The sequence below is a fragment of the Streptomyces sp. NPDC060205 genome, from assembly GCF_042728395.1.
Taxonomy (GTDB): Bacteria; Actinomycetota; Actinomycetes; order Streptomycetales; family Streptomycetaceae; genus Streptomyces.
Genome location: NZ_JBHWZP010000139.1, coordinates 1 through 23799, shown reverse-complemented (window position 1 = coordinate 23799; position 23799 = coordinate 1). Strand labels below are relative to the sequence as shown.

Below are 23799 nucleotides of genomic sequence, written 5' to 3'. Positions count from 1 at the left end.
CGCTCGTCCTCAAACGCCGGACGGGCTAGTAGTTAGCCTCTCCGGCGTTTGAGGAGCGGGGGTTCGGGGGCTGGCCCCCGAGTCGTTGACGGGAATGGGTAGGGGCGGCGGGGGCGAAGAAAACCCCTGGTCACGCCCACCCCCTGTCACAGGTGATCGACAACAGAGCCGTCCCCCGGCCGGCAGGCCACCCCACGGGGTTACCCTCGCGCACAGAAGACCGCCGAGGTGGGGGAACACGGAGACAATGCGAGCACTGCGAATACTTCTGATCGTGACCATCGTCCTGGGCGGCCTCTTCGTCATCGCCGACCGCGTAGCCGTCGGCTTCGCCGAGGACGAGGCGGCGGACCGCCTGAAGACCAACGAGGGCCTGTCCAGCACCCCGGACGTCTCGATCAAGGGCTTCCCCTTCCTCACCCAGGTCGTCGGCGGCGAACTCGACGAGGTGCAGGTCGGCATCAAGGACTACGAGGCGGACACGAGCGGCGCGACGAACGGCACGGACGCCGACGTCCCCGCCAAGATCCGCATCGACAACCTCACCGCCCAGATGCGCGGCGTCGCGTTCTCCGGCGACTACAGCTCCGCGAAGGCGGCCAGCGCCACGGGCACGGCCACGATCTCGTACGCGGAACTCCTCAAGGCGGCCAAGGCCGAGCCCGTGGACGTCGCGACCGGCGTCACCGCCCAGGTGGTCGGTCTCTCGGACGGCGGCAACGGCAAGATCAAGGTCGAGGTGGAGGCCACCGTGCTCGGCACGAAGCTGCCGCGCCCGGTCTCGGTGCTCAGCTCGGTCAGCGTCAAGGGCGACAACGTCGTGGTGAACGCGGACTCCCTGCCCAACCTGGGTGTGCAGCTCGCCGAGGACAAGGTCCGCCTGATCACCGACTTCCAGCAGAAGATCGACGGCCTGCCGGGCGGCATCAAGCTCGACAAGGTCGAGGCGGCCCCCAAGGGCGTCGACATCGACGTGAAGGGTTCGGACGTCAGCCTCGTCGGGTAGGAGGGCAGGGCGGTCGCCGCACCCGGGTCGTGGAAAGCGCCGCCCCCGTCCGAAAGGCGAGACGGACCCGTCCGCACAGTAGATCCCCGGACGGCGGGACACGGGCCTCGTAGGCCGTGCAGGGCCAGAGGGCGTGCGCGGGCGGGCCGCGCGCCCCTCGCATCCCACATTGCGGACGATCGCGTCTCAGCATGCGACACGCCGGTGACATGTCCGGCTTTCCGTCCCTACGATCGACGGCATGACGCAACAGGCGGACCTCACGAAGCGGCGGGCAGTGGACCTGTGCCGCGTCGCCGCCATGCTCTGTCGCACCTTCTGAGCGGAAGCAATCGTCCTTCCGCGAGCCGGGCCGCCCCTCGACCCTTTCCGTCGGGGCCGCCCCCGCGCCGCGTACACCCGCCCGAGCGGTCCCACCCCGAGCGCGTACCGCAGGCGCACCCCTCACTGACGCACAGCCCCGCCGTAACTGCCCCGGAGGAGAACGAGCATGAGCCGCAGTGACGTCCTGGTAGACGCCGACTGGGTCCAGGAGCACCTGGACGACCCGAACGTGGCCGTCGTCGAGGTCGACGAGGACACGTCCGCGTACGAGAAGAACCACATCAGGAACGCCATCCGGATCGACTGGACCAAGGACCTCCAGGACCCGGTCCGCCGTGACTTCGTCGACCAGGAGGGCTTCGAGAAGCTCCTGTCCGGCAAGGGCATCGCGAACGACACCCTGGTCGTCCTCTACGGCGGCAACAACAACTGGTTCGCTTCCTACGCCTACTGGTACTTCAAGCTGTACGGCCACGAGAACGTGAAGCTCCTCGACGGCGGCCGCAAGAAGTGGGAGCTCGACTCCCGCGACCTGGTCGACGGCTCGCAGGTCCCCGAGCGCGCCACCACCGACTACAAGGCCAAGCCGCAGAACAAGGCGATCCGCGCCTTCCGTGACGACGTCGTCGCCGCGATCGGCCAGCAGAACATCGTCGACGTCCGCTCGCCCGACGAGTTCTCCGGCAAGCTGCTCGCCCCCGCGCACCTGCCGCAGGAGCAGTCGCAGCGCCCCGGCCACGTGCCGTCCTCGCGCAACATCCCGTGGTCGAAGAACGCCAACGACGACGGCACCTTCAAGTCGGACGACGAGCTCAAGGCCCTCTACGAGGACGAGCAGGTCGACCTGTCCAAGGACACCATCGCCCTGTGCCGCATCGGTGAGCGTTCCGCGCTCACCTGGTTCGTGCTGCACGAGCTGCTCGGCGTCGAGAACGTCAAGAACTACGACGGCTCGTGGACCGAGTACGGCTCCCTCGTCGGTGTGCCGATCGAGCTCGGCGCCAACAAGTAACCCTCACGGCCAGGACTCAAGGACGGAAACGAAACATGTGTGGAGCGAAGGCCGGCGGCCCCGACGCCTCGACGATCAAGCCCGGTGAGACCACCATCCAGGGTCACGTGACCAAGGACGGCGAGCCCGTGGTGGGCTATGTCCGCCTGCTGGACTCGACGGGCGAGTTCACCGCCGAGGTCCCGACCTCGGCGACCGGACAGTTCCGGTTCTACGCGGCCGAGGGCACCTGGACCGTTCGCGCCCTCGTTCCGGGCGGCACGGCCGACCGTACGGTCGTCGCCCAGACGGGCGGCCTGGCCGAGGTCGCCATCGCCGTCTGAGCCACCCGGCTCACCTGGCCCGTCCGAACCGTCTGAACCATCGGGCGGTCCGCACCGTATGAACGGCCGAAGGGCCGCACCCCCGGGGGTTGGACGCTTTCCGGTACGGGGTGTGGCCCTTCGGCTTGTCCCGCTCGTCCACTCCAGGTCTACGCTGGACGTATGTACGCGCGAAGGCGGCACGTCTACTTCGCCATGATGGGGACGTGCGTCGGGCTGTTCGTCCTGGCCTGGGGAGTCGTCCGGCTCTGGTCGGTCCCCGTGGCCGTCGGCATGTGCGTCGTGGCGATGGTGATCCCGCCGCTCGCCGCGATGACGGCCAACCGGCGGGGCCCCGACGACCGCTGGTGGGACGACCCGTCGGGCGACCACGAGTCCGACGAGTGGTGGGACGAGCTGGACGGCAAGAAACGCCGGCGGTAGGCCCCGCCCGACACGGTCCGAAACGGCCCGACACGGCCCGGCCTCGGCGAAGGCAGGGCTCTCAGTAGACGAGCGCCTGGGTGTCGTCCGCCAGCGCCTCCTGCACGAAGACCTGCGCGCCCGCGATCCGTACGCCGTCGATGACGTCCTTCTCCGAGATGTCCCGGCGGGCCGCGCACTGCGTGCAGAGGGTGAGACGGCCGCCGGCCACGATCGAGTCGATCAGGTCGGGCAGCGGGGCGGCGTGCGGGAGCTCGAACTCGGCGGCGCGGCCGGGCAGCGCGAACCACGCGGACTCCCCGGTGAGCCAGAGCGAGACGTCCACTCCGCTGGCCACGGCGATCGCCGCCACCGTGAAGGCCTGCGAGCAGCGTTCGGGGGCGTCGGCCCCTGCCGTCACCTTGATCACGAGCTTCTTCGCCATGGCCGAATCGTAATCAACTCCCCTGCAACCCAAAGCATGGGCCATGGGTCTCCTGTGCGCGCGGATACGGAATCCGCGTTTCGCGTTCTGTGGGGGACGACGTCTTGGACGTACCTGAAAGACCCGAAGCACCTGAGGTGCTTGAAGTACCCGAAGTCACTGCGACACCTTCCGTAACGGAGCCTGCTTCCGTGGCGGATCCCGCGGTGGCTCCCGCGGCGGCTCCCGTGGCCGCGCGCGTGCGCCGGCGCGGACGCACGACGCTCCTGATCGCCGCGGCCGCCGTGCTCGGGACACTCGCCGGCACCTGCGCCGGATACCTGATCCAGGCCGACCGCGAGCCCACCAGACTGCCGTCGCTCTCCCAGCCGGTCCTCGCGCAGGCGAAGGGCAAGGGTCCCGAGCCGCTGTCGGCCGCGCAGGACCGCCAGGTCAAGGTCGAGGGCGACCTGCGCAAGCTGCTGGTCGAGCGGCCGAAGGGGGCCGGGGAGGGCGCCTACGCCACCGACGACGAGGGCGAATGGATGTCGCTCGCCGAGTACGCGAGCTGGTACACCGAGCCCGACGGGGCCTTCCGCGATCTCGTCGGCGACGAGTTCCGGCGGGCGGCCGTCATCACGTGGGGCGAGAGCGGTACGCGCGACGTCGAGGTCCGGCTGGTGCAGTACCGCCAGGAGGAGCAGGCCGCCGCGGCCGGCTACGCCGAGAGCGGGTACTACTGGGCCGACGATCTGGGCGCCAACCACAGCTGGTCCATTCCCGGCACGGGGGACGGCATGGCGTACGTCCATGACGAGCCCCAGCAGAGGGCGGGCTACCAGCCGCTGTACTCGGCCCAGGCACACGCCTGGCGCGGCGACATCGCCATGGAGATCTGGATCTACGACACGAAGCCGATCCCCAAGAAGACGATCATGGATCTGGCCGAGCGGCAGATGGAGCGCCTGTGAACGACATCCCCGCCGACCCCGCAGCCACGAAGCCGACGCCTGAGCCCGAGCCCAGTCCCGAGGCCGGGTCCGAGGCCGGGCCCGAGCTCAGGCCCGAGGCCGGATCCGAGGCCAGGTCCGAGGCCAGGCCCGAGGGTCGGCCTGAAGCCGCCCCCGAGCCTGTCCCCGAGGCCGGTGCAGAGGCTGCACCCGAGCCCGCCCCTGAGGCCGGTGCAGAGGCCGCTCCCGAGCCCGCTCCTGAGGCTGGGAGTGAAGCTGCGCCCGAGCCCGCTCCTGAGGCCGGTGCTGCCTCTGCTCCCGAGCCCGCTCCTGAGGCTGGGGCTGAAGCCGCGTCCGAGCCTTCGCCCGCAGCCGCAGCCGCAGCCGCCCCCGGCACCGTGGCCGATTCCGGGGCGGAAGCCGTGCCCGGGACCGGACCCGCGCCCGCAGCCGCACCTGCATCCGAGCCGGTGCCGGTGCCCGCCCCCGCCCCCTTGCCCGCGGCCGGGCCCATGCCCGCGGCCGTGGGCGGGGCCGAGCCTCGCTCCGGAGCCGGGGCGGACGTCGCGGCCGGGGCCGGTGGCCCGGCCGACGAGGCGGCCGTGTCGCCCCGGCGGCGCATGCGGCGTGGGCGGGTCGTCGCCGGTGTCGCGGCCGGTGCGCTGCTCGCCGTCGTCGTCGGCGGTGTCGGGTTCACCGTCGTGACCGTCGACGGCGCGGATCGTGACGCGGGCGCCCCGGTGTGGCGTTTTCCGAAGAAGCCGGCGGAGGCGTTGGCGGACGACGAGCCGACCGGCCTCGCCGGTCTGCTCGTGCCCTACGCGACCGGCCCGGCCTCCGACGGCTTCACCCCGGGCCCCGACATCGACGAGTTCGGCTCGGACTCCGAGTTCAGCGGCCGGCAGGCCACCGACCTGCGCAAGGAGTCGATCCGCGACCTGCCCCGCTCCCAGCGGCTGCGCCTGGAGAAGGAGATCGACAAGCAGCACATCCAGGGCATGGCGATGCGCAGCTACACCAGCCCGGCCGACACCCTCGATTACGACGGCAACAAGGTCTTCACGGTCGATGTCGTGCTGTCCCGGATGGACAGGAACACCGTGCGCGACATCACCACCTTCCAGAGCGAGTTCCTCAATGCCCTGGAGATCTTCCGCAAGGGCCCGAAGATCGAGGGCCACAAGAACGCCCAGTGCTTCCTGCCGCCGAAGGACGCCGACCAGAAGCTCGACCTGATGGTCTGCTCCGCCTACAAGGGCGACGTGATGGTCAGCATCAGCGCGTACGGGGCCAAGCCACTGGACACCAAGGGGGTCGCGGTGTTCCTGCGCGAGCAGCTCGACCGCATCGCCGAGCCGGGGGAAGCGGTATGACCGAGCTGATCGACCACCAGGCTTCCGCGCCGCCTCTGCCCGAAGCGCCGCCCACGCCGCCCGAGGCGCAGGCGCAGACGAAGGTGAAGAAGGACCGTCGTGTGCTGCGCGCCGCCCTGCGCTGGACGGCCGCCGTGGTGGTCTTCGCCGCGATCGGTACGGCAGCCGCGTACGGCGTCACCCGGCTGGACCGCACCGACGTACCCGGCCTGGCGACCGCGTCGGACGGGCGCTGGGACTACCCGGAGATCACCCGGCCGCCCCTGCCCGCGGGCAGCCCGGGCCCCTCCGACCGGTCGAACAGGGCCGGTGTCCACTACGCCGACCTGCGCGAACTCGTACTCCCGGCCCCGAAGGGCGCGAAGGCCGACCCGGCGCTGCGCGGCACGGACGGCTGGCTCCCGGCGAAGACCTTCCTGGCGGAGTACGCCAAGGACGACCGGGAGCCCTTCGGACAGCTGCTCACCGACAACGGCCTGCGGCACATCGCCGCACGCGGCTGGACCACGCCCGACGGCACGCGCACCCGGATCTACCTGCTGCAGTTCTCCACGGCGGTCGTCGTGGACGAACTGCTCGCCGGCAAGCTCATCTCGTACGACTCGCTGCGCTACGCGTTGCGCGGGAGCCCGGAGATGTCCGGTGACGACGACGGGTTCCCGATGGTCTCCGAGGTCGAGGGCGTCGAACGTGTCATCGCCGACGAGGCGAAGCCCTACGGCGCCGAGCACGTACGGCAGGCGTATCTCGGGGCGGACGACACCCTCGCCGTGATCGTGCAGTCCCGCGAGGGCACCGCGAAGAAGGTCCCGTTCCAGCAGACGGTGGTCCTGCAGAGCCAGCTGCTGGGCTGACCGGCGGCCCTCGGAGAGAGAGCCGGCCCCCGCCCGTCTAGAGTGGGGACCGGCTCTGTACTGCCCACCACCGCGTCACCCGAGGAGCACCCCGTGCTTGAGTACTTCTTCGAAGTCCTGCTGATCCTGGTCTGTGTCGGCGTTCTCGCCTTCACCGGGCTCGCCGTGAAGAAGCTGTACCAGGGCCAGCGCTGACCCCCATCAAGGAACTGCCGACCTCATGATCGAGATCCCGTCCGACCTGCACAAGGACCTCGTCCCCCTCGTCTTCCTGCTCGGTGAGTGGACCGGCGCGGGCGTTCACGACTTCCCCGGCGCCGAGAAGTGCAACTTCGGCCAGGAGGTCAGTTTCACCCACGACGGCCGGGACTTCCTCGAATACCACTCGCACACCTGGGTCCTCGACTCCGAGGGCAACAAGGTGCGCCCGCTGGAGTCCGAGTCGGGCTTCTGGCGCATCGACAAGGACCGCAAGGTCGAGGTCGTGATGGTCCGCGACGACGGTGTGGTGGAGATCTGGTACGGCGACCTGGCCGCCAAGAAGCCGCAGATCGACCTGGTCACGGACGCGGTGGCGCGCACGGCCGCCTCGGGCCCGTACAACGGCGGCAAGCGTCTGTACGGCTACGTGAAGAGCGACCTCATGTGGGTCGGCGAGAAGCAGACCCCCGAGGTCCCGCTGCGCCCCTACATGTCGGCGCAGCTCAAGAAGGTCGTCAGCCCCGACGACGTGGAGCGCTGGGCGAAGGCCCTCCCGGACGACATGCCGGACGACGGCATCGCCTTCTTCAAGTAGTCCTAGACTTCCCCGTGTGGTGAGCACTGGAAGCAGCACCGAAGGCACGGGCGCGGACACGACGGGTGCGGGCGCCGACTGGAAGAGCGATCTGCGGCAGCGCGGCTATCGGCTCACGCCCCAGCGGCAGCTCGTGCTCGAAGCGGTGGACACCCTGGAGCACGCGACTCCCGACGACATCCTCGTCGAGGTCCGGAAGACGGCGTCGGGGGTCAACATCTCCACGGTGTACCGCACCCTTGAGCTCCTGGAGGAGCTCAAGCTGGTCTCGCACGCGCATCTGGGGCACGGTGCGCCCACGTACCACCTCGCGGACCGGCACCATCACATCCATCTGGTCTGCCGCGACTGCACGAACGTCATCGAGGCGGACGTCGAGGTGGCCGCCGACTTCACGGCCAAACTGCGCGAGACCTTCGGCTTCGTCACCGACATGAAGCACTTCGCGATCTTCGGCCGCTGCGAGGAGTGCGCGGCGAAGCCCGGCACGGGCGCCGACGCGGACACGGGCGCCGGTACCGGTACCGGGGCCGCCGGGACCGCCGGGAAATAAATAAGGGCACCACGCGGTCGTAGGCTGTGTGGATATGAAGAGCCCTCTGCTGTCCCTGCCCGGTGCCGTCCCCGCCGAGGGAGTGGACGAAGGCGTAGCCGCCCATTACGGCGACCTGTTCCGCGAGCAGCGTGCCCTCGCCGACGGCACCGGTTTCGTGGACCTCTCGCACCGTGGGGTGGTCGCCGTCACCGGTTCGGACCGGCTGAGCTGGCTGCATCTGCTGCTCACCCAGCACGTCAGCGATCTCCCGGCGGGCCAGGCCACCGAGGCGCTGATCCTCTCCGCGAACGGCCATGTCGAGCACGCGCTGTATCTCGTCGACGACGGCACGACGACCTGGGCGCACGTCGAGCCCGGCACGCAGGACGCGCTGATCGCGTACCTGGAGTCGATGAAGTTCTTCTACCGGGTCGAGGTCGCCGACCGCACCGGCGATCTCGCGGTCGTCCATCTGCCCGCCGGCTCCATCGCCGAGGTCCCCGAGGGCGCCGTCGTACGCGAGACCTCGTACGGGCGGGATCTGTTCCTGCCGCGCGCGGATCTGGAGTCGTTCGCCGGGGGCGCGGGCGCGGACGGCGTCAAGCACGGGCCCGCCGTCGGGCTGCTCGCCTACGAGGCCCTGCGCGTCGAGCAGCACCGGCCGCGGCTCGGTTTCGAGACCGACCACCGCACCATCCCGCACGAGCTGGGCTGGATCGGCAGCGCGGTGCATCTGCAGAAGGGCTGCTACCGCGGCCAGGAGACCGTCGCCCGCGTCCAGAACCTGGGCAAGCCGCCGCGCAGGCTCGTCTTCCTCCACCTGGACGGCAGCGAGGTGCATCTGCCGCCGCACGGCACGGAGCTGCGTCTCGCGGACGAGGGCGCGGAGGGCCGCAAGATCGGTTTCATCACGACGTCCGTACGCCATCACGAGCTGGGCCCGATCGCCCTGGCGCTGGTCAAGCGGAACGTTCCCCTCGATGCCCCGCTGACCGCGGACTCGACGGCCGCCGCCCAGGAGGTCGTGGTCGAGCCGTAGGCCCCGGGGCCACGGGCCGGTGGGGCCTCACATGTCGATGAGTACCGTGAACGGGCCGTCGTTCGTCAGCGAGACGCGCATCTTCGCGCCGAACCTGCCCGTGGCCACCGTCGCGCCCAGCGAACGGAGTTGGGCCACGACCTCCTCCACGAGGGGCTCGGCCACATCGCCGGGGGCCGCCGCGTTCCAGGTGGGACGCCGGCCCTTGCGGGCGTCCCCGTAGAGGGTGAACTGGCTGATGACGAGCAGCGGCGCGTCGATGTCGGAGCACGACTTCTCGTCGGCCAGCATCCGTACGGACCAGAGTTTGCGGGCCAGTTGGGCCGCCTTCTCCTTCGTGTCCTCGTGGGTCACCCCGACGAGGACGCACAGGCCCTCGCCGTCGATCTCCCCGACCGTCTCACCGTCCACGACGACGCTCGCGCCGTCCACCCTCTGCACCACCGCACGCATGGGTCCATCATGCCGTGCGCCCGGCCGACGCCCGTACGGGGTGTTTCTTATTGATCCTTAACAGTCCATCTGGGGCCGATCGGGGGCACTCGGTCACATAGCGGCCACTTGGGGTGGCACGATGCTCACACGCGCCGGTCGAGGGGACGGTTGAGGCACATGAGCACACCGAGTACGGGGCAGTCACCCGGGTTCGTCTCGCTGATCCGGGGGGAGCCGCCGGGGTCGCCGACGTCGGTCCAGGCGGTGCGTCCGCCCACTCAGCGTCAGCGAACGGACAGTTTGATGCCGGAATCCGCGCCCGCCGTACCCGAACTGGGGGTCCTGCTCCTGCCCGAACTGCGCGGCCTGCGCAGGGACGCGCAGCGGGACGAGGCCGACCTGAGTTACGTACGGCGGCTGCTGCAGGGGCGGATCGACATCCTGCGGGCCGAGGTGGGACGGCGTACGGAATCCCCCGGAGAGGGCCGGGACGACGGCCGGGGGGCGCCGGCCGTCGGGGAGGCGTCGGTCGTCGCGCGGCTGTCGGAGATCCTGACGGACGGGCCGGCCCGGCACCGCTCGTCGGCGCGGCACGTGACCGTGGGGACGCCGTACAGCGAGGAGTACCGGCTGCTGGCCGCCGAGATGCTCTCCGAGGTCGAGCTGTCCGACCTGGAGGCGCGTACGGATCTGGAGCTGAACACCGCGATGGGACGGCTCGTGCGGTACGAGCAGCAGGTCTCACGGCGGCGGCAGCAGCTGCAGCGCACGGCCGACGACTGCAGCGCGGAGATCGCCCGCAGATACCGCGAGGGTGAGGCCCAGGTCGACGACCTGCTCATGTAGCGGGCGGAGTAGGTGGGCGCGCGCGAGGTGTGCGTGACGGGGCCGGGCCGGAAAGAACGAGCGGGCGCCGGCCTGGTTGCCGACGCCCTGCTGCGTACGTCCGGGCGACCGTGGTGCCCGGACATCTTCTGACTGCCTTCCCTGCTCCGGCCTCCGATCCGGTACTCGGCGTTCTGCTGCGTTCGTGCTGTTCATCCGTAGCGATTCAGTTGTTGTGCGGTGGTGCGGTTGTTCTGCCGTGCTTCCGCGGGCGGTGGAGCTGTCCGCGGTGGTGCGGGCCGACCGGGCTCCCGGCTCCCCTCCGGAAGGGAACCCGGTCGGCCGGACTGCCGGGCGGTGAGGCCCGGTCAGCCGGACTGGGCGAGCAGCATCACGAGGATCACGGCCCCGATGCCGCCGATCATTGAGTTCTTGGCCTTGATGCCGATGGCGAGGGCGACGAAGGCGATGACGCCCATCACTCCGTACTTCACCTGGAGCAGCTGCTCCAGGCCGATGGCGAGGGCGGCGACGACGATGGCGATGAGCGGCATGCGGTCCCTCCTTCGGGACGGGGAGGCGGACCCCCGCTGGGACCGATCCACCTGATCGCCTGATGCGACTCTGGTGGCCAACCCCCCGGAAGCCTGACCATGTTGCTCAAGTTGGTGACCAACTTCAATGAAGTTATTGCCACTTGGATGCGTCTCATAACCACCTTCACAGTAACTGCCCAAAGATGGCGCGAAGTTGTAGTGTTTGGCCGTGGACCCCGAACACGTCGCCGTCAACGGGCGGAAAAGGGCACAACGGCCACAGATGTCACACCGAGAGGTGGCCGACGAGCTGCGCAGCCGGATCCTGTCGGGTGAGCTGCGGGCGGGAGAACGCATGCCCACCCAGGCCAGGCTGGCGGACGAGTTCGCGGTCGAGCGCGGGACCGTACGGCAGGCGCTGCGCATCCTGCAGTCGGAGAACCTGCTGTCCAACGTGTCCAAGGGGAGCCCGGCGACCGTCGCCGAGAGCGTCGAGAAGGCGCTGACCGGGCCGGCGGCCCCACCGCAGACCACCATGGTGGCGCTGGCCTCACGGATCACCGCCGCCTTCTCGGCGCCGCACGTGGAGATCGACGCCCTGTGCCTGACGGCCGTCTCCCTGACGCTCGCGATGGGCGAACCGCTGCGCCTCATCCACGAGGGCCGATTAAAACCGGCCAGGATCGACGTCCGCGTACTCCTGCCGTCGCGCGACATCGACCTGGCCTTCCCGGCGGCGGTGGACGCGACGGAGGACGGGGAGCGGGTGCAGCGGCGGTGGCTGGCCCAGCGAAACGCCCAGGGGCAGGTCCTGAAGCACAACCTGCTGGCGTTGCGGGCGACGCACGGCATCGACGTACACATCACGTTCAGGGCCCTGCCGTTCACTCCGCCGGTGAAGTTGTACCTGCTCAACGAGGCGGAGGCGCTCTTCGCGTACTACACGCTGTCGCGGCGGGGGACGGAGATCGACAGTGAGTACCTGGAGACGTACGACGCCGAGGGGACCCAGTCGATGCTCTTCGCCTTCGAGCAGGGGGAGGGGCTGCGGGCCACGACGTTCGTGGAGCAGTCGCATCTGTGGTTCAACGCACTGTGGGAGACCATCAGCTCGGAGCTGGTGCTCACGGGCTGAGATCTCCCACTGGTGCGGTGGTGCGGTTCTTCGTCGTGCGGTCTCTCGTCGTGCGGGTCATGCGGGTCATGCGGGTCGTGCAGGTTGTACGGGTCGGGCGGTTGTCGCAGGTCATAGGGCGGGTCCCGCGAACATCAGCGCCAGGACGACGGCCCCGATCGAGCTGCAGGTGGGACTTTTCATCTTCAGGCCCACGGTGAGCAGCAGCAGTCCGACGGCGCCGCTGGGGCCGTACTGCCATTCCACGAACTGCTCGAATCCGACGACGAGGAGGGCGGAGAGAAGAGCGATGGCGGGCATGGTGGATCCTCCTTCGGGTCTTGCGGGGGCGGGCGGGAGAAGTGCGATGGTGACGTGGTGCGAGGGAGAGCGGTGGTGCGCCGGTCGTGCTCCGGTGCCGGAGAGGCGCAGAGCCTTCCCAGCTGCCAACTACTTGCGAGAGGAGGAAGAACTTCCGCCATCTCCATCAAGTTGGCAACCAACTATGCTTAACTTATCCCCAGTTGGTACCTACTCACAAACAAGTTTCAAACAACTCCCGATAGATGGGCCAAAGTTGTAGCGTTTGGTCGTGACCCAGGAGAACGTGGCAGTGAACGGCAGCAGAAGGCTCTCGCCGCAGGAGATCGCCGACATCCTGCGGGACCGCATCCGCGCGGGCGACCTGCGCGCAGGCGACCGCCTGCCCACCCAGGCAGAACTCGCCGAGGAGTTCGGCGTGGAGCGCGGCACGGTCCGCCAGGCCCTGCGCGCGCTCCAGGACGACGGCCTCCTCAGCAACGTCAGCAAGGGCAGCCCGCCCCGCATCGCCGAGGTCACCCCCACCCGGGACGAACCGCAGCCGACGATGGTCGCGCTCGCACCGCGGCTGGTGGATGCGTTCGCCGCGCAGCACGTGCGGATAGACGTCGTCTGCCACACGGCGGAGACCCTGATGCTGGCCATCGGCGATCCGGTCCGCCGCATCCACGAGGGCACCCTGCGCCCCGAGTCGATCGACGTCCGCATCCTGGTGCCGTCCCGGGAGATCACCCTCGCGTTCCCCGTCTCCGTCGACAGCGACGCCGACGACGACCCGGTCCACCAGCGCTGGCTGGACATGCGCAACGCCCAGGGCCACGTCCTGCGGCACAACCTCCGCGCCCTGCGCTCCTCGCACGGCATCGACGTACGGGTCACCTTCCGCGCGCTGCCGTTCACCCCGCCCGTGAAGCTCTACCTCCTCAACGGGCAGGAGGCGCTGATCGGTTACTACGTCCTCACGAGGCGGGAGGAGCCGTACGAGAGCCAGACCCTGGAGATGTACGACGCCCTCGGCTCCGAATCCCTCCTCTTCTCCTTCCTGACCCGCTCGGGCCAGCGCGACGCCGCGTTCGTGGAGGAGTCGCAGAAGTGGTTCGACGGGCTGTGGGACACCATCACCACGGATCTCACGCTGACGTGAGCCCTCCGAGGGCCAGAAAGCGGCGGACGCCCTCTGGGAAACGATCGTCGTGAAGCCGACACTCTCTGAGTGACATTCGAAACCGAACAGTTCGAGCTGGTGGCGGGCGAGGCCGAGAAGTTCCATGAGCTGATGGGGCGGGCCAGGTGTGTCCTCTTCGACTTCGACGGGCCGATCTGCCGGCTGTTCGCGGGCCACTCCGCGAAGTCCATCGCCACCGACCAGGAGGAATGGCTGGCCGCCCGCGGGCTGGCCGGGGTGCTGACCGAGGGGGAGCGCAGCAGCCGCGACCCGCACTGGGTGCTCAGCGAGGTCGCCGGCCGCCACCGCGGCAGCGATCTGGTCGTCGAACTGGAGGAATGGCTCACCCAGCAGGAGCTGAAGGCGGTGGCCCGCGCGATGCCGACGGCGTACGCCGATCCGCTCATCCGCACCTGGCGATCCGTCGGAGCGCGGCTCGCCATCGTGACCAACAACTCGGACCGCGCCGTACGGGCCTATCTGGAGAGCCGTTACCTGGTGGGGTACTTCGCGCCCAACATCTACGGCCGCACCCGGGACCTGAGCCTGCTCAAGCCCCACCCGTACACCCTGAACCGTGCGCTGAGCGCGCTCGGGGCCGCGCCGGACACCACCCTGATGATCGGCGACACCCCGTCGGACCACGCCGCGGCCCTCAGCGCGGGCGTCCACTTCCTCGGCTACGCCCGCAACGAGGAGAAGGCCCAACTTCTGCTGGACGCGGGGGTGCCCCGCTGGGGCATCGTGCGCTCGCTGGAGACGGTTTTGCGGGCTGTGCGGGGTGGTGCGGCGTTGGGTGCGCCGTAAGTCCACCGTCCACCTCCTCGCCTCTCGTCGGCATCCGCCGCCGAACCGGTCAGCCCACCAATTGGACTGATGGAAGTGCATTGGTTGTCCCCGGACTGGCTGATCGCTAATCACCGGCCCAACCGGAAGGGCGAATTGGGGAAAGTGGTGTGCTGTCCGTGGCCGGGCGGTAGGTTCGGGGTGTGGATACTTCACGAGCGGCGGACGGCGGAAGCGGGGAGTCCACGCAGGCACGCGTGGAGCGAGTGCTCCGTGAGCAGTTGGAGAACGGGACCTATCCGCTGAAGGCCCGGGTGCCCCCGCAGCGACAGCTCGCCGACGAGTTCGGGGTCAGCCGGGACACCGTTCAGCGGGCGCTGGCCCGGCTGACCGAGGACGGACTGATCGAGACCCGGCGGGGCAGCGGCACCCGGGTGATCAGGGTGCCGAACTCCCGGCCCCATCCCCCGCAGTCCCAGCGACCGGGGTCCGCCTCGCTCAAGCCGCTCATCGAACAGGCCTTCCGGCAGCCCGAAGTGTCCCTGGACGTCGCCACGCTCACCGCCGAGACGCTGCTGCGGCACCTCAGGAACCAGCACGAACTGATCGCCTTCGAAGGGGCGAGCGCACCGGAGAAGCTACGGATCCGCATGCTCCTGCCCTGGACGACGGAACGGCTCGCCTATCCCCGCGCCCGGAAGGCCGAGGACACCCGGATCTGGGAGCGCTGGCGCACCATGGTCCGTGAGAACGGCATCCAGTTGGACGAGCTGACGGCCGGGTTCACCGGCCTGGGGGTGGAGACCGAGGTCGAGATCCGGCACCTTCCGATGACACCCCAGTTCAAGCTGTATGTGATCAATGACGAGCACATGCTGTTCGGGCCGTATGCGGTGCTTCCGCGCATGATCAGGGTTCCTCGCGAGGGTCATCCCGACAAGGACGAGGCGATCGACTCGCTGGATGTGCTGGGCCTCGGCGCGACCCTGTCGTACCACCGCCTGGAGGCGGACGAGGGAACGCACGATTCCGTCTTCTTCACCAGCATGAGGGAATGGTTCAGCTCGAACTGGGACACAGTGGCTGGAAGTTTCGCATCCTGAATAGGTGACGGATGGGGTACCCACGGAAAAGTAGGTGTCGTGCCCTTTACCGACAGTGATCGAGGGCTGTCCAAATGGTGACACGAGGTGAAAGCAGTCACTCCAGTCACTATTCTTTGCGCGCATGTCCTCCCCTCAGCCCCGCGGAGCGCGCCAGTCACTGGTTCGCCTGTTCGCGGAGGCGCGCCGCAGTGGTCGCGACGGGCTGGTGGTTTCCGGCCACCACAACACCAACCGCATCGCCCACCTGCGACAGCCGCTGGCGTTCCTGCTGGGAGCGGAGTCCGGGAAGGTCCTCGCCAAGTTCCGTACGCCCCTGCCCACCGTGGAGGTCGTACCGCGGATCTGGCGGCGCGAGTCGGAGGTGCTGCGGGCGGTCGCGGCACATGTGGGTGAAGTCCCCCGCTGTCTGGCCGACTTCGACACCTGGTCGCTGCACGGCTATCTCGACGGGCGGGCGCTGGCCGACGAGAACCCGACGGAACGGCTCGGCAGCGCACGATTGCTGGAACTCGCGGAGTTCTTCGCACGCCTCGCCGGAGTGCCCGTGGGTGAACTGCCCCCGCTGCCGGCCGACTGGCCCGGCGAAGGGGACAGCCAGGGTTTCCTCGTCTGGCTGGCCCGGTTCGCCGAGGAGGAGGTCCATCAGGCCAATCGGCCGCGTTTTGGTCGGCTCTTCGACGCGGTGGGCGTTCCGGTGGACGCGGTGGACCGCTTCATGAGGTCGGTGCCGAGGCTGACCGGCCGTCCGTTCTCCCTGCTGCACACGGACGTCCACCGGGCCAATGTGGTCGTCGTGTCCGACCCCGGGGGCGGGCATCTGTCGGTCATCGACTGGGAACTGGCCCTGTACGGGGACCCGCTGCACGACCTGGCCACCCACCTCGTGCGCATGAACTACGACAAGTCGGAACAGGACCTGATGACCCTCATGTGGACGGACGCCATGCGGCGCGCCGGCCACGCGGACATGACCGAGGGCATGGACGTGGACCTGCCCGTCTATCTCGGCTTCGAGTACGCGCAGTCGGTCTTCCCCGATGTGATGCGCGCGGCGCTTGCCCTGCCCGATCGCCCTGGCGGGCAGGATCTCACCGAGGCGGCCGAGCGGGTGGCCCGGGCCCTGCGCAGGGCCCGGGAACCGCTGGGCCTCACGGAGAAAGTGCCGGACATACGGGACGTGGGCCAGGCGCTGCGGGAGTGGCACGCCGAGGACGGGGCGACGCGGTGATCGGTACGACGGTGAAGCGAGGAGAGCGGTATGGGCGCCGACATCGAAGGCCTCGTCGAGGACAGTGATGCCAGGGCCGCCCGGAGACTGCTCGCGGACGCGCGATGTGTGCTCTTCGACTTCGACGGCCCGGTCTGCCGGCTGTTCCCCGAGGGCCGGTCCCGGTCGATCGCCGACCAACTCCGCCGGAAAACGGACGAGTTCGGCGCCGGAGACGTACTGACGCCGGAGGAACGCGCGGACAAGGACCCGCATGTCGTGCTGAGGGCGGTGCACCGGGCGGGACGGAAGCGGGCCGTGCCCGGTCTGCTGGAGACGCTCGAAGCGCTGGTGGCGGCAGGTGAGGTGGAGGCCGCGCGGACGGCATGGCCCACACCGGACGCGGACACCCTGCTCGACCTCCTGTCGCGGCGGCGCACGCGCATGGCCGTGGTCACCAACAACTCGCCCCTGGCCGCCGAGGCCTACCTCGGCCGGAAGAACCTGCTCCGCCACTTCGCCGTCGTCGAAGGCCGCACCGCCGACCCCGGCCGTATGAAGCCCGACCCCGATGTCGTGTTCCGCGCCCTGCGGGGGCTGAGGCTCCGTCCCGAGGACGCGGTGATGATCGGCGACACCGGCACGGACGTCGGGGCGGCCCGGCGAGCGGGTGTGGGATTCATCGGATTCGGCCGGAACCCCGAGAAGCGAAGGCGACTGCGGGAGGCGGGGGCGGAGACCGTACTCGGCTCGTACGCTCCCTTGCTCCAGCAGTCAGCGCAGGTAGCGCGGGCAGGGCAGGCGGGTCAGGTGGGGAAGCCGCAGCGCGAGGCGGTCGGTCGCCGGGCCGGTGGGGTCCTCGGCCTCACGACCGGTTCCGTCCAAGGGGAGGGCGCAAGTCCGGAAACTGCGTAGGCTCGGGGCATGGGCGAGACGGGTGCGTGGGGTGCGGCTGAGGCCAGTGGTGCGTCCGGTGTGAGAGGTGTCGTGGGCGCCATGGGATTGCGTGAGCGCAAGAAGCTGCGGATGTACCAGGACGTCTCCGACATCGCCATCTCGCTCTTCCTGGAGAAGGGGTTCGAGCGGGTCTCCGTCGCGGAGGTCGCCGCCGCGGCCGAGATCTCCAAGCCGACCCTCTTCCGGTACTTCTCCTCAAAGGAGGACCTCGTCCTGCATCGGTTCGCCGATCATCAGGCCGAGGCCGCGAGGGTGGTCGGGGAACGGCCGCCCGGGCAGTCCGCGACGGAAGCCCTGCGGCTGCACTTCCTGGCCGGGATCGAGCGGAGCGACCCCGTGACCGGGGTCAACGGCGATCCCCAGGTGCTCGCCTTCCACCGGCTGCTGTACGGGACCCCGTCGCTCGTGGCCCGGCTGTACGAGTATCTGGAGCGTTCCGAGGCCGCGCTGGCCGCGGCCCTCGGGGGCGACCTGGAGGCGCGGCTCACCGCCGGGCAGATAGTCGCCGTCCAGCGGATCCTCGCGATGGACAACTGGCGGCGTATCGCCGGCGGCGAGGACATCGCGGAGGTGCGGCGGGATGCCGTCGTCCAGGCCGAGGCCGCCTTCGTGAGGCTGGCCGCGGGACTCCCGGCGTACGAGATGGAGTAAAGAATGTAACTCGGTTACGCTATTCCGGTACTGTTGCCCGAATGACGTCAGCCGACCGCGATTCCGACCCCGATTCCGACCCCGATCGCGCCCTCGCCGCCTCCCTCCGCCATGAGCGCGGCTACCACGACCTCTGCCGTGCCGCCCTCGCCGCCATGGTCGACGGCGCCCAGGAACACGTCGTCACCGGAGAGGACGTGTCCGCGTCGGGCGCCGACGCCGAAGTGCTCGGGTACGTCCTCCGGAGCCGCGCGAAGGAGATGCGCGAACTGCCCCAAGGCCCGCTGTTCTTCGGCCGGTTGGATTTCGGGAGGGACGGTCGGGCCGCGGGCGACCACGCCGGGCAGAGCTATCACATCGGGCGGCGCCGGATCAGCGAGCACCCCGCGGCTCCGCCCCTCGTCGTCGACTGGCGCGCCCCCGTCTCCCGCGCCTTCTACCAGGCGAGCGCCCGTTCTCCACAGGGTGTGGGCGTACGGCGGCGGTTCGGCTGGGCGCCGGGCAGTTCGGGGGAGCCGGCCGACCTCACGGGACTTGAGGACGAGCACCTCGACGATGCCCGACCGGAGGCCCCCGGCGTGGAGAGCCGCATCCTCGCGAGCGAGATCGAGCGTCCCCGGGTCGGCCCGATGCGCGACATCGCGGCGACCATCCAGCCCGATCAGGACGACCTCGTACGGGCCACTCTCGCCGTGTCCGTCTGTGTGCAGGGCGCGCCCGGCACCGGCAAGACGGCCGTCGGGCTGCACCGGGCCGCGTACCTGCTCTACACCCATCCGCAGCGCATCCGGCGCGGCGGACTGCTGATCCTCGGGCCGAACCCCACCTTCCTCTCCTACATCGCGGAGGTGCTGCCCGCGCTCGGCGAGACCGGCGTGCGGCAGTCCACGATCGGGGACGAGATCGGCCGGCATCCGGTCGCGGGCGAGGACGCCGAGGGCACCGCCGTCGTCAAGCACGACGCCCGCATGGCGCGGGTGCTGCGGCGCGCCCTGTACTCCCGGGTGCACCCGTGCTCCCCGGTGGACCCGGCGGCGGGGGCCGAGGGTCTCGGTGATCTCGCCGTGGCCGACGGTTCGTACCACTGGCGGGTGTCCGCCGGCACGCTCGCGCGGATCGTGGCGGGCGTACGGGCCGAGGAGCCGCCGTACGCCGTCGGACGTGAGCGCGTACGGACCCGGGTCGTGCGCAACGTACAGGCGCAGGCCGAACGGCGGGCCGGGCCCCGGTCCAGTGCCTGGCTGCAGAAGATCTCCCGGGCGCGGCCCATCGGCGCGTACGTCGACTCGGTGTGGCCCAGGGTGCGGCCCGAGGAGGTCGTCGCGGAACTGCTCGGCGATCCGGACGCGCTGGCCGCCGCGGCGGACGGGGTGCTGGACGCGGACGAGCAGAAGGCGCTCCTGTGGGCCCGGCCGCCCCGGTCGTGGAAGTCCGCCCGCTGGTCCGCGGCCGATCTGGTCCTGCTCGACGAGGTCGCGGGCCTGATCGAACACCCCGACGGCTACCGCCACTTGGTCATCGACGAGGCCCAGGACCTGTCGCCGATGGAGTGCCGGGCGATCGGCCGGAGAGCCGCCTTCGGATCGGTCACGGTCCTCGGCGACCTCGCGCAGGGGACCACGCCGTGGGCCGCCCGCGAGTGGGGCGAACTCCTCGCGCACCTGGGGAAGCCCGAGGCGTCGGTCGTGCCTTTGACCACCGGCTTCCGGGTGCCCGAGGCGGTGGTCGAACTGGCGAACCGCGTGCTGGCCCGGCTGGACGTGGGCGTGCCCCCGGGGCGCTCCCTGCGCAGGGACGGCGAGCTGCGGATCCGCCCGACGGACCCCTCGGACCTGCTGCGGGAGACGGCCGAATGCGTCCGCCGCGCACTCACGTACGAGGGGTCCATCGGGGTCGTCGCCGCCGACCCGGACGTCGTACGGGTGCGGGAGGCGCTCGGAGCCGCCGGGATCGAGACTGCCGAGGTGGACCAACTGGGCGCTCGCGTCACGGTGTTGGCGGCCGGCCTCGCCAAAGGCCTCGAATACGACCACGTCGTGGCCGTGGAGCCGGCCGCCATCGCGGAGGGGGACGGGCGGGGGCTGCGCCGGTTGTACGTCGTGCTGACGCGGGCCGTGTCCAGGCTGGACGTCGTGCACGCGCGGCCACTGCCGTTCGAGTGAGGGGTGGCGCGTGCTGATCTCTGATCTAGTGGGCCGATCCGTCCGATCCGGCTGACCCGGCTGACCCGGCTGACCCGGCCGACCTGGCCGATCCGGCCGGCGCGTCGAGTACGGGGATCAACTGCTCCTCCTCGTACGTCAGATGCGCCTCCAGTGCGGTGGTGAGGCGCTCGACCTCCGCGCGTACGTGTGCGGGGTCCGCCGAGCCCGCCGGATCCGCGCCGACGACCTGTTTCAACTCCGCCGTCAGTTCGGCGATCCGCTCGTGCTCTTCGCGCAGCCGGTCGAGGACCGGGGCGAGGTCCGGGCGGCTGTCGGCCAGGAAGGGGAACATGGCGATGTCCTCGCCGGTGTGGTGGTTGTGCAGGCCCTGGCAGAACGTCAGGCAGTTGATACGGAGCTGGGCGCCGAGCGTGGGACCCGCGTTGCCGATCTCCTTGCGGATCAACGCGAGTTCACGCCGGAAGGCGTCGTGGATCAGCTGTACGTACTGGCCCATCGAGGAGGCGCCGACGTTCGGCGGGCCGTCGCTCGGGACCTGGTGGAGGACGACCACCGGGATCACCCTGCTGGTCCTGGCCTGGTAGTCGGCCCAGCCGGGATCGGCCTCGACCGCCCGTGCGAACGCCTCGTCACGCGCGGCGCCCTCCAGGACCTCGGCCGTGGCCTCGTACGTGAACACCCCGCTCTCGACGGTGACCCGCGGATGCGCGACCAGGTTGTGGAACCAGTCCGGATGCTTCGGAGCGCCCGCGGCCGAGGCGATGACGCGCACGTCTCCGTCCCCGTCGGCGTAGTAGGCGACCGGAGTGGTGTGCCGCTCCCCGGAACGCGCTCCCGTGGTGGTCAGGAGGATCAGCCGGGCACCCTCGAAGGGGCCGCCGACCTCCCCGGCGTTGGCGCGGAATTCTTCGATGATCTGCTGGTTGAAGTCGTTTGGCATTCTTTTCTCTCTGCTGGATTCATTCCGGAAAAGGGCATGGGGAATCGCCGCGGGGTGAATGGCACATCGTGCCTATCGCGCACGCCGTGCACGGGCGGAACCCACGGTGAATTGGGCGCAGGGCAGCGCGACAGAGCGAAGAAGCGAAGAAGCGAAGAAGCGCAGGAGCGCAGATGCGCAGGCGTGCGTGGGCGCATGGGCGCATGGGCGCCTGCGGCGAGGAGGATGAGTGCGCGTTGGGGGAGGGCGGCCCTCTGGCTCGCCCGGGCCTCACTCGGAGGCCGGGAACCCTACTGTTTTCTGGCCAATGGCCGACCCGGCAGTCACGACGGAAATGCTAGGGGAATGTACGCGTGCAGGCAATGGTGTTCAGGAAATAGAGCTCACACAAGGGCTGTCGCAAAGGCTCTTTTGTCGAGCCGTGACCGGTGCGCGGTGGACCGCCGGCACCCCTCCGTGGTCGACTCCTTGTCATGAGTCTGTCGGTCGATGTGTACGTGCCCCGCGCGGAGGGCGGCATCGAGGTGCTGGACGTTCCGCCCGGATGCTCCGACGCGGCGGGCCGGGAGGACTGGCGCACCGAGGTGTGGGGGTCGGAGCCGGTCCGTTCGCTGGGCGCGCGGTTCCTGCCGAGGCTCGCCACCGAGGACCTCACCGTGGCACCGGACGAGGTGCCCGCCTTCCTCGCCGAGTGCGCTCTCGTCCGTACGCGTCTGGGGAGGATCGCCGAACCCGCCGACGACGTGAGCCGCGCCGACGACGTGAGCCGCGCCGGTGACGTGGGCTTCGCCGCCGACGTGAGCCGCAGCCTGGACAACATCGTGGACGCGGCCCGGCGGGCTGCGGACATCGGGGGCGGGATCATCATCTGGTAGCCGACGGCCCGGGCCGGGGCGATGTCACGTTCCCGGGCCCGCCGGTGTCTTCATGCCGTTCACGCTTCACGCCAGACCGGAACGGCAGACGTCCGAGGAGGACAGGACACCATGGCACTACGCATCACGAAGGCGGAACTCCCCGCCGAGGTCGAGGAAGAGCTGATCAGGCAGTTCGGCGCGGTCCCCGAACCCTTCGCGGTGACCGCGCACAACCCCAAGGTCGCCCGGGACTCCTCGGAGATGGGCGGCAAGGTCAACGAGTGGGACATGGCCGACGAGGGTCTCAAGACGTTCGCGCACATGGCGGTCGCGTCGCTGGTCGGCTGCGGTTGGTGCCTCGACATCAACTACTTCCAGGCGCTGCACAAGGACTTGGACCTGACCAAGGCGAGCCAGGTGCCGCGCTGGCGGGAGTCGCAGGTGTTCACCCCGCTGGAGCGTGAGGTGCTGGAGTACGCCGAGGCCATGACCCAGACCCCGCCGACCGTCACCGACGCGCAGTACGCGAGCCTGCTCGACCGGCTCGGCGAGGCGGCCCTGGTCGAACTCACCGCGTCCGTCGCCTTCGCCAACCTGGCGACCAGGAACAACGCGGCGCACGGGATCACCTCGCAGGGCTTCTCCGACGCGTGCGGAATCCCGCTGTCCGCACGGCCGGACGCGCGACCGCATGCGATGACGGACCCGCGGCCGGACACACGGCCGGACGCGCTTACCGCCGAGTCCGGCGCGGCGTCGACGGCATGACCGGCGACGCCGATCCGTTCGTCGTCCATCGCGCCCTGCTGTTCACGGTGGCCTACGAGATGCTCGGGTCGGCGGCCGACGCCGAGGACGTACTCCAGGAGTCCTGGCTGCGGTGGGCCGACGTCGACCGGTCGCAGATACGTGACCCGAGGGCGTACCTCGTGCGGGTCGTCACACGGCAGGGACTCAACCGGCTGCGGACGTTGTCGCGCAGCCGGGAGGAGTACGTGGGGGAGTGGCTGCCGGAACCTTTGCTGACCAGCCCCGATGTCGCCGAGGACGTCGAACTCGCGGAGAGCGTGTCGATCGCGATGCTGACCGTCCTGGAGACGCTCGGGCCCACGGAACGGGCGGTGTTCGTGCTCCGCGAGGTCTTCGAGATGCCGTACGGCGAGATCGGCGAGGCCATCGGGAAGTCGGCGGCCACGGTGCGGCAGGTCGCACGGCGGGCCCGCGAGCACGTGGCCGCCCGGCGCCCGCGGGTACGGGTGAGCCCGTCGGAGCAGCAGGCCGTCGTGGAACGGTTCCTGCTGGTGCTGCGCACCGGGCAGTTGCGGGAGCTGATGGAGCTCATGGCGCCGGACGTGGTGCTGGTCGCCGACGGCGGTGGGCTGGTGCCCGCCGCGACGGCCCCGGTCCACGGGGTCGAACCGGTGTCGGTGCTGCTCGCGCGCGTGAGCCGGGTGGCGGCGGTAGCGGAGACGACAGCCGTGTGGCTCAACGGCGCACCGGCGGTACGCATCGACACCGGCGGCGAGTCGGCCGCGGTGAGCCTCGTCGTGGAGGACGGGCGGGTCACCCGGATCTACGTGGTGCGGAACCCGCAGAAGCTGACACGCCTGGACGAGCCGGCGGAACTGGCCAGGTAGGGGGAGCGGGGCGGGCAGGGGGGTGGCGTGGGTGTTCCGGCGGGGCGGTGGGAATCCGC

The 23799-nt window shown here is 70.0% G+C and carries 29 protein-coding genes; 23 read left to right on the top strand and 6 right to left on the bottom strand.

Annotation, left to right across the window (positions count from 1 at the left end):
* The first annotated feature begins 247 nt into the window (after window positions 1–247).
* The 5 genes from ACFWGJ_RS23815 to ACFWGJ_RS23795 all read left to right on the top strand — a co-directional run bounded on the left by ACFWGJ_RS23815 (window position 248) and on the right by ACFWGJ_RS23795 (window position 3088).
* Window positions 248–1006 (top strand): DUF2993 domain-containing protein, encoded by a 759-nt coding sequence (locus ACFWGJ_RS23815; RefSeq protein WP_387327862.1) that lies wholly within the window; start codon window positions 248–250, stop codon window positions 1004–1006.
* A gap of 241 nt (window positions 1007–1247) precedes the next feature.
* Entirely contained in the window at window positions 1248–1328 is an 81-nt protein-coding gene (locus ACFWGJ_RS23810; protein ID WP_356537092.1) for an Ms5788A family Cys-rich leader peptide, read from the top strand.
* Window positions 1329–1496: 168 nt separating this feature from the next.
* Window positions 1497–2342 (top strand): sulfurtransferase, encoded by an 846-nt coding sequence (locus ACFWGJ_RS23805; protein WP_387327859.1) that lies wholly within the window; start codon window positions 1497–1499, stop codon window positions 2340–2342.
* Window positions 2343–2377: 35 nt separating this feature from the next.
* On the top strand, window positions 2378–2665 hold the full coding sequence (locus tag ACFWGJ_RS23800) for a DUF1416 domain-containing protein (RefSeq protein WP_055513194.1): 288 nt from the start codon (window positions 2378–2380) through the stop codon (window positions 2663–2665).
* Window positions 2666–2827: 162 nt separating this feature from the next.
* Window positions 2828–3088 carry a DUF3099 domain-containing protein gene (locus ACFWGJ_RS23795; protein WP_387327858.1) on the top strand — a complete coding sequence of 87 codons (261 nt, stop codon included), beginning with the start codon at window positions 2828–2830 and terminating at the stop codon, window positions 3086–3088.
* Window positions 3089–3149: 61 nt separating this feature from the next.
* On the opposite strand, the gene ACFWGJ_RS23790 is transcribed toward ACFWGJ_RS23795, so the two are convergent.
* A complete protein-coding gene (locus ACFWGJ_RS23790; RefSeq protein ID WP_387327855.1) occupies window positions 3150–3512 on the bottom strand; it encodes a DsrE family protein in 363 nt (120 codons plus the stop codon).
* 191 nt (window positions 3513–3703) lie between these two features.
* Here ACFWGJ_RS23790 and ACFWGJ_RS23785 point away from each other — a divergent pair, with 191 nt between their 5' ends.
* From ACFWGJ_RS23785 to ACFWGJ_RS23760, 6 genes are all read left to right on the top strand, one after another.
* Window positions 3704–4462 carry a hypothetical protein gene (locus ACFWGJ_RS23785; protein WP_387327852.1) on the top strand — a complete coding sequence of 253 codons (759 nt, stop codon included), beginning with the start codon at window positions 3704–3706 and terminating at the stop codon, window positions 4460–4462.
* Between the two features lie 491 nt (window positions 4463–4953).
* A complete protein-coding gene (locus ACFWGJ_RS23780) occupies window positions 4954–5814 on the top strand; it encodes a hypothetical protein (RefSeq protein ID WP_387327849.1) in 861 nt (286 codons plus the stop codon).
* Window positions 5811–6668, top strand: a complete 858-nt coding sequence (locus tag ACFWGJ_RS23775; RefSeq protein WP_387327847.1) for a hypothetical protein — start codon at window positions 5811–5813, stop codon at window positions 6666–6668. Before ACFWGJ_RS23780 ends, ACFWGJ_RS23775 begins: the two co-directional genes overlap by 4 nt.
* Window positions 6669–6888: 220 nt before the next feature.
* A complete protein-coding gene (locus tag ACFWGJ_RS23770) occupies window positions 6889–7464 on the top strand; it encodes an FABP family protein (protein ID WP_107015264.1) in 576 nt (191 codons plus the stop codon).
* 16 nt (window positions 7465–7480) lie between these two features.
* Window positions 7481–8017 carry a Fur family transcriptional regulator gene (locus tag ACFWGJ_RS23765; protein WP_387327845.1) on the top strand — a complete coding sequence of 179 codons (537 nt, stop codon included), beginning with the start codon at window positions 7481–7483 and terminating at the stop codon, window positions 8015–8017.
* A 34-nt stretch (window positions 8018–8051) separates the two neighbouring features.
* On the top strand, window positions 8052–9038 hold the full coding sequence (locus ACFWGJ_RS23760; RefSeq protein WP_387327842.1) for a YgfZ/GcvT domain-containing protein: 987 nt from the start codon (window positions 8052–8054) through the stop codon (window positions 9036–9038).
* Window positions 9039–9065: 27 nt separating this feature from the next.
* Here the strand turns inward: ACFWGJ_RS23760 and dtd are convergent, their stop codons facing one another.
* Both dtd and ACFWGJ_RS23750 read right to left on the bottom strand, forming a co-directional pair.
* On the bottom strand, window positions 9066–9491 hold the full coding sequence (gene dtd, locus ACFWGJ_RS23755) for a D-aminoacyl-tRNA deacylase (protein ID WP_387327839.1): 426 nt from the start codon (window positions 9489–9491) through the stop codon (window positions 9066–9068).
* Window positions 9492–9616: 125 nt separating this feature from the next.
* Entirely contained in the window at window positions 9617–9751 is a 135-nt protein-coding gene (locus tag ACFWGJ_RS23750; RefSeq protein WP_387327836.1) for a hypothetical protein, read from the bottom strand.
* Window positions 9752–9776: 25 nt separating this feature from the next.
* Between ACFWGJ_RS23750 and ACFWGJ_RS23745 the strand changes: the two genes are divergently transcribed.
* Entirely contained in the window at window positions 9777–10319 is a 543-nt protein-coding gene (locus ACFWGJ_RS23745; protein ID WP_387327833.1) for an aerial mycelium formation protein, read from the top strand.
* Between the two features lie 347 nt (window positions 10320–10666).
* Here ACFWGJ_RS23745 and ACFWGJ_RS23740 read toward each other — a convergent pair whose 3' ends face one another.
* Window positions 10667–10852 carry a hypothetical protein gene (locus tag ACFWGJ_RS23740; RefSeq protein ID WP_107015269.1) on the bottom strand — a complete coding sequence of 62 codons (186 nt, stop codon included), beginning with the start codon at window positions 10850–10852 and terminating at the stop codon, window positions 10667–10669.
* Window positions 10853–11117: 265 nt separating this feature from the next.
* On the opposite strand from ACFWGJ_RS23740, the gene ACFWGJ_RS23735 reads away from it, so the two are divergent.
* Window positions 11118–11969, top strand: coding sequence for a winged helix-turn-helix domain-containing protein (locus ACFWGJ_RS23735; RefSeq protein ID WP_387327831.1), 852 nt, complete (start codon window positions 11118–11120; stop codon window positions 11967–11969).
* 111 nt (window positions 11970–12080) lie between these two features.
* Here ACFWGJ_RS23735 and ACFWGJ_RS23730 read toward each other — a convergent pair whose 3' ends face one another.
* A complete protein-coding gene (locus tag ACFWGJ_RS23730) occupies window positions 12081–12269 on the bottom strand; it encodes a hypothetical protein (protein ID WP_210881204.1) in 189 nt (62 codons plus the stop codon).
* Between the two features lie 265 nt (window positions 12270–12534).
* Here ACFWGJ_RS23730 and ACFWGJ_RS23725 point away from each other — a divergent pair, with 265 nt between their 5' ends.
* The 7 genes from ACFWGJ_RS23725 to ACFWGJ_RS23695 all read left to right on the top strand — a co-directional run bounded on the left by ACFWGJ_RS23725 (window position 12535) and on the right by ACFWGJ_RS23695 (window position 20303).
* Window positions 12535–13413, top strand: coding sequence for a GntR family transcriptional regulator (locus tag ACFWGJ_RS23725; protein ID WP_387327828.1), 879 nt, complete (start codon window positions 12535–12537; stop codon window positions 13411–13413).
* 69 nt (window positions 13414–13482) lie between these two features.
* Window positions 13483–14241: an HAD family hydrolase gene (locus ACFWGJ_RS23720; RefSeq protein WP_387327826.1), complete on the top strand. Its 759-nt coding sequence runs from the start codon at window positions 13483–13485 to the stop codon at window positions 14239–14241.
* A gap of 182 nt (window positions 14242–14423) precedes the next feature.
* On the top strand, window positions 14424–15323 hold the full coding sequence (locus ACFWGJ_RS23715) for a GntR family transcriptional regulator (RefSeq protein ID WP_387327824.1): 900 nt from the start codon (window positions 14424–14426) through the stop codon (window positions 15321–15323).
* Between the two features lie 124 nt (window positions 15324–15447).
* Complete coding sequence (locus tag ACFWGJ_RS23710) at window positions 15448–16554, top strand: phosphotransferase family protein (protein ID WP_387327822.1); 1107 nt, start codon at window positions 15448–15450, stop codon at window positions 16552–16554.
* Window positions 16555–16584: 30 nt separating this feature from the next.
* Window positions 16585–17448: an HAD family hydrolase gene (locus ACFWGJ_RS23705; RefSeq protein ID WP_387327819.1), complete on the top strand. Its 864-nt coding sequence runs from the start codon at window positions 16585–16587 to the stop codon at window positions 17446–17448.
* A gap of 72 nt (window positions 17449–17520) precedes the next feature.
* Window positions 17521–18141 (top strand): TetR/AcrR family transcriptional regulator, encoded by a 621-nt coding sequence (locus ACFWGJ_RS23700; protein ID WP_387327863.1) that lies wholly within the window; start codon window positions 17521–17523, stop codon window positions 18139–18141.
* A 41-nt stretch (window positions 18142–18182) separates the two neighbouring features.
* Window positions 18183–20303, top strand: coding sequence for a HelD family protein (locus tag ACFWGJ_RS23695; protein WP_387327818.1), 2121 nt, complete (start codon window positions 18183–18185; stop codon window positions 20301–20303).
* 25 nt (window positions 20304–20328) lie between these two features.
* Here the strand turns inward: ACFWGJ_RS23695 and ACFWGJ_RS23690 are convergent, their stop codons facing one another.
* Complete coding sequence (locus ACFWGJ_RS23690; RefSeq protein ID WP_387327816.1) at window positions 20329–21246, bottom strand: nitroreductase/quinone reductase family protein; 918 nt, start codon at window positions 21244–21246, stop codon at window positions 20329–20331.
* Window positions 21247–21719: 473 nt separating this feature from the next.
* Here ACFWGJ_RS23690 and ACFWGJ_RS23685 point away from each other — a divergent pair, with 473 nt between their 5' ends.
* From ACFWGJ_RS23685 to ACFWGJ_RS23675, 3 genes are all read left to right on the top strand, one after another.
* Window positions 21720–22121, top strand: a complete 402-nt coding sequence (locus ACFWGJ_RS23685) for a hypothetical protein (protein WP_387327814.1) — start codon at window positions 21720–21722, stop codon at window positions 22119–22121.
* A gap of 111 nt (window positions 22122–22232) precedes the next feature.
* Window positions 22233–22871 carry a carboxymuconolactone decarboxylase family protein gene (locus ACFWGJ_RS23680; protein ID WP_387327812.1) on the top strand — a complete coding sequence of 213 codons (639 nt, stop codon included), beginning with the start codon at window positions 22233–22235 and terminating at the stop codon, window positions 22869–22871.
* Window positions 22868–23740, top strand: coding sequence for an RNA polymerase sigma-70 factor (locus ACFWGJ_RS23675; protein WP_387327811.1), 873 nt, complete (start codon window positions 22868–22870; stop codon window positions 23738–23740). Before ACFWGJ_RS23680 ends, ACFWGJ_RS23675 begins: the two co-directional genes overlap by 4 nt.
* Window positions 23741–23799: the final 59 nt, after the last annotated feature.